We start from the raw sequence: 12012 nt of genomic DNA, 5'->3' as shown, positions 1-12012 counted from the left end.
CGATATTCAGATGTGTTTCTTACGGAGCACATCTTTTTTCATTGTAGGGGATAGCAAAAAGGGCTATAGCAAAACGATAGCCCCTTCGAAAATTAACGCATATTTCCAATAATTGATGAACGACTTTCTTGCATTTTCTTTATAAAGTTTGTCATCGTGTCGAACGCTTCATTACGTTTATTGCTCAAACTTTGAAGACGAAGCATGTCCATATTTTGTGAATTGCTCAATGAATCGATTTGATTTTTTACATCTTGAATTTGTGCTTGCAGTTCATCTTGCTTAGCTTTATCCGTTGTAGCAGCTTTCTCTACTTCTAATTTGTCTAGCTGTGCATTAAAGTTTGCGATTTGCTCATTTTTCTTTTGAACCTCTGCTAGTTGTGTTTGTAACTGACCTTCTAATAGTGTAGCTCTTTGTGTTTGCACCGTTAGCATAGATGTTTCGATATCCGTTGAACTAAGGTCCACGCCACCTACACCTTGAATTGAAGCGGCAGATGGTGACCCTGCTCCAGCAAATAATAAACCAACTGCGATTGTACTTCCGATTAATACTTTTTTCATAATAAAACCTCCAATATTTATTTTTCTAGGAACTCTATTGCAAATCCCTTATAGCAAAGAATAAAAGAGAAAGGTTAAAATTGGGTTAAAAAATAAAGAATTTTCTAGGGAGTGAGGAAATAGTAGTTTTTTAATATACGCCACAAACGAAAAGACGTCATTTTATGCTATTTGAAATGAAATGCGAGGTTTGTATATATGATAAAAAAGGTTACTATAAAGAGAGGTGAATCTATTTGCTATACGATTCGAGCATATTACATAGATAAGAAAAATGACAGCCCGACACTTAGTAAAAATGCCTGAAATCGATCGGAGGTATAAATGGTTTTTTTAGTAGCAGTATTTACCATATTGTTTTTGACGAAGCGAAGCCGATTTTTTAATATTTATTGGTTAGCTTTCATCCTATTGGCGTTGATCTTGTCCTTTTTAGATCTTACTTTCTTTGCGCCACAGGAAGATTCTAAATTATATAGCTTTTCTTTATCCATTTTTATTTTTGCCTTTTTACCACTCGTTTTATTAACTTTATCGGTCGTTACCTTCTTTAATAGTAAAATATTGATGGAAAAAGAAGGGAGACGCGTTCGGAATTTATTTATTTCATTAATTGGTATAGCATCACTTGTCATTTTGTTATTTTCCGTTTATCAATATATGAACAATTTTCATTCGAGTGCTTTGGAATTTTTCTATTATTATATTGTCGCATTGTTCATTTATTTTTTAGGATTATTTACTGCAAGCGCGATATATACATGTGTTTACTTAGCAACTCCATTTTTATTTGAACCGCAGTATATTATTGTTCTTGGCTCAGGGTTAATAGGGGATCGTGTGCCACCATTACTTGCAAGCCGATTAGATAAGGCGGTGCAGCAATATCGTAAATATGGTGAGCGCGCGTTATTTATTACTTCAGGAGGGCAAGGAAGCGATGAATTGCTTTCAGAAGCGGTGGCGATGAAAAAATACATTATTGATAAGTATGACATTGCACCTGAAAAAATCATTGTAGAGGACCAATCAACGACTACCTATGAAAACATGCTATTTTCGAAAAAAATGATCGATGCCCATGTGAAAAATGCAAAAGGGATATTTGTTACGAATAACTTCCATGTTTACCGTGCAAGTATCTATGCCGAAAAAGTTGGGTTAAAGGCCGTTGGGGTTGGTTCGAAAACCGCAATGTATTATTTACCAAACGCCTTTATGCGGGAATTTATCGGGTTATTAGAGATAACGAAATGGTACCATGTAATTATACTCGGGTTATCTACGATTATTTGGGCAATTGTGATGAACGGATATTTATAAAAAGCAAATCGAGGTGAACACCATGTCAATCGCAAGTATATTAACCATTACACTTTATGCATTAAACATCATTTTTGCCCTTCTCGTAATGTTTATTAGCAGAAAAAGTCCTTCTTCCACATGGGCTTGGCTATTTGTGTTCTTTTTCTTGCCAATTGTCGGATTTTTCCTGTACTTATTATTCGGCAGAAATTTACAAAAAAAACATTTTGTTCGATGGCAGGCGATACATCAGCGTGAATCATTGGAAGTGTATAAAGAACAGCAGCAAAATATTCATGATCGGACGTATGATTTTCCAAATGAAATCACTAAAAAATATGCGCCACTCATTCAAATGAACGTGGATTATAATCACGCCATGCTAAGCAGTCATAATGAGGTCAAAATGTTCGCGGATGGCAATGAAAAATTCACTGCGCTCATTGAGGATATTATGCAGGCGAAGGAATCTATCCATATTCAATATTATATTTTTAAATTGGATGATGTCGGAAACCGCGTTTTCAATGCATTAGTACAAAAGGCAAAGGAAGGCGTAGAGGTGAAACTCATTTATGATGATTTAGGTTCACGTAAATTACGACCACATCATTTACGGTTACTAACCGAGGCAGGTGGACAAGCCGTGGCGTTCTTTTCATCCCTTTTCAAAATACTTAATCCCCGTGTCAATTTCCGTAACCACCGAAAATTGGTTATTATCGATGGCAAAGTAGGTTATATAGGAGGCTTTAATGTTGGCAACGAGTATATTGGACTAGACAAAAAGTTCGGCTTTTGGCGAGATACGCATTTGCGCATTGAAGGGCATTCGGTCTACAGCATGCAAGCCCATTTTTTATTCGATTGGCATCAAGCGCGGAATGAAGAGTTTCAATCAGGCGATGAAAAATATTTCCCATCGTTTGAATTGATGAATATGACACCAGTGCAAATTGTATCAAGCGGGCCAGATAGCGATTTTGAATCGATCAAAAATAGTTATATTCGCATGATTCTTAGTGCTAAACGCTATGTTTATATTCAATCGCCTTATTTTGTTCCTGATGAAGCCTTTTTACACGCCGTTCAAATTGCAGCAAGTTCTGGGGTCGATGTGCGCGTCATGACACCTGAAAATACCGATCATCCCTTTATTTATGGAGCAAACTCTGCCTATAATGGTGATTTATTAGAGCAAGGGGGACGTGTATTCCGCTATACAAAAGGCTTTTTACATGCCAAAATGCTCGTTATTGATGATGAAGTGGCAACAATTGGGACAGCAAATATTGATGTCCGCAGCTTCAGTTTAAATTTTGAAATTAATGCACTTATATACGATGCAGATTTTGCAATACAATGCCGTCAGCTATTTGAACAAGATCAGCAAGATAGTTTTGAAATGACGAAGGAGCTGTTTGAGCAACGTAGTAGTTGGACAAAGGTACGAGAAGCTGTGTCACGTTTAATTTCGCCTATTTTATAAAAGACAATCTACTCCTTTTCTTTTGCGAGAAAGGGGGTAGATTTTTTTTATCTAGTAAGATGCCGATTGGCGACAAAGCGTCCCTTTATTTCAAAATTCGAAATAAATACGAGATTTTTCCCTAAAAGTTTAGTAAAATGGGAATTGAATTACAATTCTGAAAGTGAGGCGTTTTTAGATGACAATCGCAACCTATCCACAAGTATGGGACTTGGATGTATTTTTTCCAGGAGGCTCAGCTTCACCTGAGTTAAAACAGCATATTGAAAATTTAAACCCGAAATTTGATGTATTAAAAGAAAAGGTGGATCATTTCGAAATTCCAACGTCTACAGATGCGGCACCTGCGCTATTATCGATTTTAGAAAGCATTAAAGAAACGATGATGCATATTTCACAGGCAGGTGCGATGCTTTCATGTTTAACCGCGCAGGATATTACAGACCGCGAAGCACTACTTTTACAGGGGCAATTATCAGGCATTACAGCCAATCTATCACCAATTTTAGAAAGTTTTAATCAAAAGCTCGGTCAAATTGAGCAAGATACATTCGATTCAATTGTGAATGATACAGAGGCAAGCGAATTTGCATTTATCTTGACGGAATGGCGTGAAAAGTCCAAAGAATCGTTATCAGAGGATGAGGAAGCGTTAATCGCTGCTTTAGGCGTAGATGGATACAGCTCATGGGGCCAACTCTATAGCATGTTAATCGGCGATATTAAAGTGGAAGTTGAAGTGGACGGCGAGAAAAAGTTATTATCAATCGGCCAAGCGAATAATCTATCGTCACATAAAGACCGTACTGTGCGTAAGGCTGCGTTTGATGCACTGGAAAAAGTCTTTACAGAGCGCGAGGAATTTTTCGCAAAAACATTAAATCACTTAGCAGGCTTCCGATTGGCAGTATACAAAAAGCGCGGCTGGGAATCGGTAACAAAAGAGCCACTGCAAATTAACCGTATGAAGCAAGAAACAATCGATGCGATGTGGGGTGCTATTACATCTCGTAAGGCAACATTTGCTAATTACTTAACACATAAAGCAAAGATGCTTGGCACGGAAAAATTAGCTTGGTATGATTTCGACGCACCAGTAACGGATTCAACTGCGACAATGCCATACCAAGAAGGCGCGGAGTTCATTTTAAAACATTTCGGACGTTTCGGTAAGGAAATGGAAAGCTTTGCGCGTAAAGCATTTGAAGATGGCTGGATTGAAGCAGAGGACCGCGACAACAAGCGTCCAGGGGGCTTCTGTACAGGAATGCCATTATCGGATCAATCCCGTATTTTCATGACTTATTCAGGCTCGATGTCAAATGTATCGACATTAGCGCATGAGCTAGGCCATGCATTCCATTCGTATGCATTACGCCCAGTGCATCCATTAAACCGCCGCTATGCGATGAATGTTGCGGAAACGGCCTCGACTTTTGCAGAAATGATCGTGGCCGATGCAGCTGTGCAAGAAGCAACAAACGAACAAGAAAAAATTGCATTATTAGAAGATAAAATTCAGCGTTCTGTGGCATTCTTTATGAACATCCATGCACGCTATTTATTCGAAACAAGCTTCTATGAAGAACGTAAAAACGGTGTTGTGTCAACAAAGCGCATCAACGAGTTAATGGAACAAGCACAAATCGAGGCATATGCAGGGGGCTTAGGCGAAACACACCCTCATTTCTGGGCTTCTAAAATGCACTTCTACATTACAGGTGTACCGTTCTATAACTTCCCGTACACATTTGGCTACCTATTCTCGCTAAGCATTTATGCAAAAGCGAAAGAAGAGGGGACAGGCTTTGAAGAAAAATACATGGCCTTACTGCGTGACACAGCAATTATGACAGTAGAAGATTTAGCGATGAAGCATTTAGGCGAGGACATTACGAAACAAGACTTCTGGTTAAAAGGCATTGCGCTTTGCGAAACAGATGTCGAAGAATTTATTGCATTAACTTCAAAATAATTAGAACAGGCTACTACGCAATTTGACGTAGTAGCCTGTTTTAGTGATTATAATGTTTTCTTGCGCAATTTAAAGTCAACTGCATCGGCATCGTGAATGGTAATTGTAAAGGTGCCGTTCACTTGGTCTTGATGGACTTCAATTTTGTCATCTAAACGCTTATCATAACGAAATACGATTTCGCCCTCCGCTGATTTATAAAGCACATTCAAATCATCGCGCTTTACCTCAAAGGTCGGGGTGAAGTCTGGATTGCGGTCTGTAAATTCGTTGATGAATAATTTCGCGCCTTGCTCAACAAAGTCGTCCTGATTATTTTCTGGTGCGATTGCTGTGTAAATATTGTGTACAGAAGCATCGAGCTCGACATATTTTCCGTTTTCAAACTCATCATCAATAACCCGTTGGAGGCGCGGCTTTTCTTCGTCTTCCATCGATTCTCCAATTTTTTCGTACAATTCCTTCATCAGCATCTTCGTTTTCTTTTTGTCTGAGGCAATGGGTGTTGCTTGCAGGAAGGTCTCCAAGAAAAACTTGGCTGGCTCACCATCGGATTGCTTATCCAGCACATAGACATTCTCTTCAAGTGGGTTATAGTCCATGCGAATTAACGCGCATTTTTGCACGCGGCTTGTCGCATCCGGTAAAATATTTTCAATTGTTGAGAGTTCCAATGTTTCTAAATCGATTTGTACGGCATCTTTCGGATCAAGCTTTAAGAGTAGAATATATTCCTCGCCAATCATTTCAAGATGCGCCACAAACACCGAGCCATTTGAAGAAGACACATTTTGCATAATTTGATACAGCTTGTTCGATAGGTCATTCGCTAATGACAAAAAGTGCGTATCATCGGTAAATTCAATATAACGATTCATTTTAGTTAAAATATCATTGTCGCGATCCAAAAACTTACCAGCCACCGATTTGGGACTATTCATTGTGGCATCAATATAGCTTTCAAAAAACTCGCTATAGACGTCTGATTCAAGCTGCGTTAAGTCCATTGTTTGGCTGGCTGATACGAATCGGCTTTGCTGCATATCGAGCAATGTCACAGCCATGCGCTTCATTTTGATAGCTAATGTCGTTTCTTCTTGTATTTCGGTCATTTTTTTCGAACTCCTTTACGTCACATCCATTTAGTATAACGAACAAATGATGGAAGCTCAATCCTTTACAAAGGCGAACGTATATGCTAATATAAGAATGTGCTATTTTAGATAGCGCTATAAATAAATTGGCATTTCTGCTAGTGTTTTTGAGGATACTTATTCACACTGGCGCAAGCTAAAGGGCTGCAAGGACATAGTAGCAGGTAGGGACTATGTTGCTTAAGTTAGAAAAGATTAGTGGAATTTTACCGCGGTTAAAACTGAAAGTATCTGCTTTCGAATGATATAAATTCCCCGGATGATCGGGTTGAGACTTACATTTATTTATAAAACTATCTATTAAATACTAAAGGGGATTCCTGATATTCAGGAGTCCCCTTGTCCAATTTAATGGGAAAAATGCCAATATAAATACCATCCAAAAATTTTTTGGATGGCGGGAAAAAAGAGTATTAGTCCGTGAAGCATAAAGAAGTCATATAACCAAGCATACATAATAAGCCTAGGCTGATTGCAATTGTCATAATTTTGTAAACCTCCTTTAAATAACTCACAATATCTTCCTTTTTATTGTACAATGTTTACAAGGAAGATGAAACCTTTTCTTAGGACAAACGTATATATTTATAGAAGAAGTTTAAAAATTATACATAATTAAAGTAGGTGGAAATGATGAAAAAATGGCTTTATAAATCACTCGTAGTCTCCGTAGCTTTCGTTACATTTGGTCTGATTACGCCAAATCATGAAATTTGGGCAAACTTTGATGAAGAGCGTGCCACGAAATCGATTCTGGATCGCCCATCAGATAACCAAATTTCCGCTGCCTATCAGTTAGATGAAATCATCGTTGACCAGCAGCAAATCGCAACTGTTGATACATTCGTAGAAGCAGCGAAGGAACAATCGTACATAAAATTCGGAACGCGTATTGGCCCGGTCATTGAAGACGAATTTGAAACAAATATTTTCCCGAAAATCGAAGAAGCGATTGCGATGACAGTGGATCGACTCGGTCATGAGAGCTTATCGAATTTAAGCATTACTGAAAAACCAAGTGGTGAATATTCAGAGAAAATTTTCCACATTGTCGATAATGACTCCAAAAAAGACGTCATTCGCTTCCATGTGCGCACAGAAAACCGCCCGTTTGATGGCTATTACTATAATTTCCATTACCATACATTTGAGGACAACTACCAAACGCACTACAACCTCGGCGATATTTATTGGTCGAAAAACACCCCGCCGAAGTGGTTGTCTTAATATTACAAAAAACACTCGTGTAGAAACGAGTGTTTTTTTCATTGATACAACTAGATTATTAATCCTATCTAAGCGTCTTATTGTTTTTATCTCTCACAATCACCGTATAGGGGATTTTTTCGATGGCAAGTTCATTGAATTTAAGCTCTATAATTTTATCAACATAGTTTACAATTCGTTTAACTTGTTTTTTAGATTTTCCAAATAATTTCGGCGATTCTATGTTGGTTTTAATAATAATCTGCAATGGTTCAGGGTGAAAGGAGTATGCAAATCCCCTATACTCATCGAATTCCTTTTCGGTTTCTTCTCTGATTACCTCAAATATAGGTTGCCATAGTTGGTCTTCCATTTCACTTTTGTCTTTTTCACGTAACGAAACCTCAAAGTTAAGATTCGTATTCGAAAAAATGACATGAGCTAGTTGTTTTTCCAATTCATCCTTATTGACCAAATTACCATTCGATACTTCAATACTAACTTCTAATGTTGATTCGGTTATTCCTGAACTGAAGTGGTCATATCCCTTTTCTTTTAAATATTCCGTAGCTATTTTCAATACTGTATTTAGTTCAATTAATTTGTTATCCTCCTGTTTTGTCACACGATCACTATCCAAGGCAATGAATTTCATCTCAAAGTTTTCGAATGCCATCTCTCCTGCATTATGTTTAATTATTTTTTCTATATTTTTTTGATTTTTTATACTATTTGAATCAATCGCTTGAACAGTAAAGATTCGACCATCTGGAGAATAACTTAATGAGGTTAGGCCATATCTATTTTTATTAATTTCTTGTGGAATTTTACTTAATAATCTAATGATCTTTTCTTTTTCTTTTTTGGTTTCATCCATACTTTTAACTAAAGCACTTTCAATAGCTTCATTTCGTGATTCATCTGATGCTTCCGAAAAGAAAAGGAAAAATGAAGTAATGACCATTAAGAAAGCCACAAAGCTAATAATTATTTTCTTCAAAATCTTCCTCCTTCTAAAGAGTATGAACATTTATTTGGTTTATTCATCTCTATAAACTGTGAATTTTATTGGAGTAATTCTGTTATAGCTTGCTAATAGCTATTTATTTTCAAATTTTTCTTTTACACGCTGATTACAGACAAATAAGAACTGAAAAAATTTTTATCAAGTTTAGGCTTTTATAGTGAATTTTTTTGCGAAAACAGGTAAAATAAATACATATACATATTTCTGTGTGATTATTTATACGGAGATACGTAAAATTATACTAAAGGGGGACTGCCGATGATAACCGGTCAGTTAGAGCGAGCATTCCAATTAGCGGAAAAACATAAGCTCGACGTAAACACAATTTTAGAATTAAACAAAGTAATTGCAAAGGAAGTAAATAGCTCTCCAAAGTTAGAAGAGAAAATTTTACTGCAAATCATTCAATTACTGGAAAACAACAAAACCATTCTCCGGGAGGCAACATAAGAATTGGAAAAAACAATTGAACTATTTGATGATTTAGACACATTTGACTAAAGGCGCTACTCAAACCAAGTAAGACGAGTAGCGCCTTTATTATGTTTGTTTTTATATACATATAATGGATATTAATTTAAAATACATATAATTATACAGAAAGTCGGCGATAAAATGATTCCACTAGTATATGATCAAGTTAATGGTTGGGGAAAAGACGATGAGTTCTTTTTAGCTCTTTTAAAAAAGATAGATATTAAAACAATGGCAGATTTAGGCTGCGGTACGGGTAGATTGACGACATATTTTGCACAACAAGGCTATCAAATTACAGCGATTGATCCAAATGAAGAAGCTATTCACGTGGCTAAATCAAAGCCACATACAGAAAACGTCACTTGGATTGTTGGAGATAGTTCCAACCTACAAACAGCTGCCTATGATGCCGTAATTATGACCGCTAATGTAGCTCAAGTATTTCTAACAGAAGAAAGTTGGCACCATTTGCTTACAGATGTATATCGCGCATTAAAACCTGGTGGGCATTTTATATTTGATACGCGCAACCCATTAGCAAAAGTGTGGGAAAAGTGGCAATTAGATGATACCCCAGATAAGGCAATTGATCCTGAAACTGATGATCCACTTGAAATTTGGACAACTTATGATGGCTTTACGAATGATGTTTTTACATTCTATGAAACAGTGAAAAATGCCCATACAAAGGAAGACGTTGTTCGTTTAAAGATGCAGTTAATATTTAGAGAGAAAGAAACGATCGAGCACAACTTACTGCAAGCAGGATTTTCGGCCATTAATATTTATGAGGATTGGGAATTTGAGCAAGCAACAGCATTAGCCAATTCTTTCGTTTTTCATTGTATTAAATGAAATATAAATACGTAAAGTAAAATTGGCTCTAATTCCAATCGTTTATTTACGCTTCCACGCTTTAGATGCGTTTCATTCTGTCTATTTAACGACATTTGATGAATTTTGCGCGCGGAGCCTTTATAATAGACAAGACAGTTATCAAGGAGTGAACATTTTGACAAACCAAGCAGACCAAACGTATTTACAATTATTGCAACATATTTTAGACAACGGCACAGACAAATCTGATTGCACAGGAACAGGGACACGTAGCGTAATTGGCTTTCAAATGCGATTTGATTTAGCAAATTTTAGTTAGCGAAATAGAATTGATGAATCCTAGATTTTATGTTTGTATTGAAATTATTTTGGGAAAGTAATTTGAATAGGAATATAAAAGTATATATGTTTGTCTTAAATTTAAGGGGAGGATATATAATCAGAATCGGTAGAAATAATAAATGTCCTTGTGGTAGTGGTCTTAAGTATTAAAAATGTTGCATTGATAGAGAAGATGCAACATTTTTTAAATCCTGAGAACTAAAAAATTAAGGGAACATAAACAAGAGGAATTTACTCATGGAAATTCTAGGTGGTGAAGATAAAATCGATATATTTGCCTCACCTTCATATAATCTATTTAATTTATAAAGGCTGTTTTCGTAAAGGTTATAGTTTTTAATGAGAGGATTTTTATGGAAACCTTGTAAGATTAAAAGAGTCTTATTTTATATAGGGAGGGGGAAATAATGAAAAATTTACAATTTTTTATAACTAGAATTTTTTTAAAAAGATGGATAATGGTTTTGGGAATGATAATATTACTTTTTATTGTCAACTACCTTTCTTTTACGGCTGCTCGTGCATTGGTATCAACTTTTCAAGGTTATGAAGAATTAGAAACTATGAATCAAGAAGGAACATTTATCTTCAATCTAGATCCAAATAGTGACGCAGATTTTAATAAAATTGAACTAGAGGATACACAAAAAGTATATGAATATTTAAATAACAATTATACTTATGCTCTTCAAGTCGGTGGTTTTATCACTCCATTACATAATAGATATAATATGGATGTATCTTTCAATTATTTTAATGAAGAATCTTATAAGATAAATCAATTTAGATTATCTAAAGGAAAGCATTTAAATTTTGACTATGAATTTAATAAAGAAGAAATACCTGTTTTAGTAGGTGCAGGTCTGTCTACAACATATCCTATTGGTTCAAATATTGAGGTTACAGATCCTGTCACCCAACAACTTGTCAATTTAAAAGTTCAAGGTATTTTAGAGAAAAACATTTCCCGTTCTAATTATTATTTTCCAAACTTAAATAACTATTTCAATTTTTCGGTTTTTCTACCTGTTAATGAAGAATTTATTCAAAGTACAGGTTTAGACTTCCAAGTTAATGGTTTGATGGACATTGCACTTCTTGATTCGACAAAAGAAAACGCTACGAATTTAAGTGCATTTATCCAGAAAAATTTAGGTTTAAAATTTAACTTTTTTAGTCAACAAGAAAACTTTAACGATTTTGAAGATTATTATGCCAATCTAATAAAAGTAATCTGTATTATTATTTGTATTTTGTTGGTAGCCATTGTTTGTCTAGCTATATGGAATACTTTGATAAGCATTCGTTTTATGATAAAGGATCGTACAATTAATTTATTAGACGGATTAAGTTATTCGAAACTAAGAGGAATATTATATAGTTACTTCGGAATATTATTTTCTGTTAATCTAGTAATATTGTTTGGAATAATTGCTTTCAAGAGATATAGCTTTTGGTTAAACAAAGACGCAATACTTGCTACTTACGGAATATTTGGATTGATAAGTGTGGATTGGATTGCTTTCCTTATTGTTCTTTTAATAAATCTGATTATTGGATTTGTAATTGTTGAAATCACAATAAAAAAAATTAGAAAGTCTCCAATTCCTTCTGGGGATCAAAGTGAATAATCT

General features: G+C 35.6%; 12 protein-coding genes. 9 read left to right on the top strand and 3 right to left on the bottom strand.

Going from position 1 to position 12012, the window contains the following annotated elements; all coding sequences use genetic code 11:
- Positions 1–92: 92 nt before the first annotated feature.
- Positions 93–566, bottom strand: coding sequence for a hypothetical protein (locus MKX47_RS10040; protein ID WP_340773619.1), 474 nt, complete (start codon positions 564–566; stop codon positions 93–95).
- A 324-nt stretch (positions 567–890) separates the two neighbouring features.
- Between MKX47_RS10040 and MKX47_RS10035 the strand changes: the two genes are divergently transcribed.
- From MKX47_RS10035 to MKX47_RS10025, 3 genes are all read left to right on the top strand, one after another.
- The gene (locus MKX47_RS10035; protein ID WP_340773618.1) at positions 891–1889 is read left to right on the top strand and encodes a YdcF family protein; all 999 of its coding nucleotides are present in this window, start codon (positions 891–893) and stop codon (positions 1887–1889) included.
- Positions 1890–1911: 22 nt separating this feature from the next.
- Positions 1912–3360 (top strand): cardiolipin synthase, encoded by a 1449-nt coding sequence (gene cls / locus MKX47_RS10030; protein ID WP_340773617.1) that lies wholly within the window; start codon positions 1912–1914, stop codon positions 3358–3360.
- Between the two features lie 178 nt (positions 3361–3538).
- Entirely contained in the window at positions 3539–5335 is a 1797-nt protein-coding gene (locus MKX47_RS10025; RefSeq protein WP_340773616.1) for a M3 family oligoendopeptidase, read from the top strand.
- 47 nt (positions 5336–5382) lie between these two features.
- Here the strand turns inward: MKX47_RS10025 and MKX47_RS10020 are convergent, their stop codons facing one another.
- Positions 5383–6447, bottom strand: a complete 1065-nt coding sequence (locus MKX47_RS10020; RefSeq protein ID WP_340773615.1) for a nucleoid-associated protein — start codon at positions 6445–6447, stop codon at positions 5383–5385.
- Positions 6448–7122: 675 nt separating this feature from the next.
- Here MKX47_RS10020 and MKX47_RS10015 point away from each other — a divergent pair.
- The gene (locus tag MKX47_RS10015) at positions 7123–7716 is read left to right on the top strand and encodes a YpjP family protein (protein WP_340773614.1); all 594 of its coding nucleotides are present in this window, start codon (positions 7123–7125) and stop codon (positions 7714–7716) included.
- Between the two features lie 64 nt (positions 7717–7780).
- Here MKX47_RS10015 and MKX47_RS10010 read toward each other — a convergent pair whose 3' ends face one another.
- Entirely contained in the window at positions 7781–8695 is a 915-nt protein-coding gene (locus tag MKX47_RS10010) for a hypothetical protein (protein ID WP_340773613.1), read from the bottom strand.
- A gap of 285 nt (positions 8696–8980) precedes the next feature.
- Between MKX47_RS10010 and MKX47_RS10005 the strand changes: the two genes are divergently transcribed.
- The 5 genes from MKX47_RS10005 to MKX47_RS09990 all read left to right on the top strand — a co-directional run bounded on the left by MKX47_RS10005 (position 8981) and on the right by MKX47_RS09990 (position 12009).
- The gene (locus MKX47_RS10005) at positions 8981–9172 is read left to right on the top strand and encodes an ABC transporter permease (protein ID WP_340773611.1); all 192 of its coding nucleotides are present in this window, start codon (positions 8981–8983) and stop codon (positions 9170–9172) included.
- Positions 9173–9337: 165 nt separating this feature from the next.
- A complete protein-coding gene (locus MKX47_RS10000; protein WP_340773609.1) occupies positions 9338–10054 on the top strand; it encodes a class I SAM-dependent methyltransferase in 717 nt (238 codons plus the stop codon).
- Positions 10055–10211: 157 nt separating this feature from the next.
- Positions 10212–10355, top strand: coding sequence for a thymidylate synthase (locus MKX47_RS09995; protein WP_445683585.1), 144 nt, complete (start codon positions 10212–10214; stop codon positions 10353–10355).
- Positions 10356–10384: 29 nt separating this feature from the next.
- Positions 10385–10528, top strand: coding sequence for an SEC-C metal-binding domain-containing protein (locus MKX47_RS21440; protein ID WP_445683584.1), 144 nt, complete (start codon positions 10385–10387; stop codon positions 10526–10528).
- Between the two features lie 257 nt (positions 10529–10785).
- Positions 10786–12009 carry a peptide ABC transporter permease gene (locus MKX47_RS09990; protein WP_340773608.1) on the top strand — a complete coding sequence of 408 codons (1224 nt, stop codon included), beginning with the start codon at positions 10786–10788 and terminating at the stop codon, positions 12007–12009.
- Positions 12010–12012: the final 3 nt, after the last annotated feature.

The sequence above is a fragment of the Solibacillus sp. FSL R7-0668 genome (assembly GCF_038006205.1).
Taxonomy (GTDB): Bacteria; Bacillota; Bacilli; order Bacillales_A; family Planococcaceae; genus Solibacillus.
The sequence above is the reverse complement of the archived record's forward strand: the minus strand, read 5'-3'. Positions and strand labels throughout refer to the sequence as shown.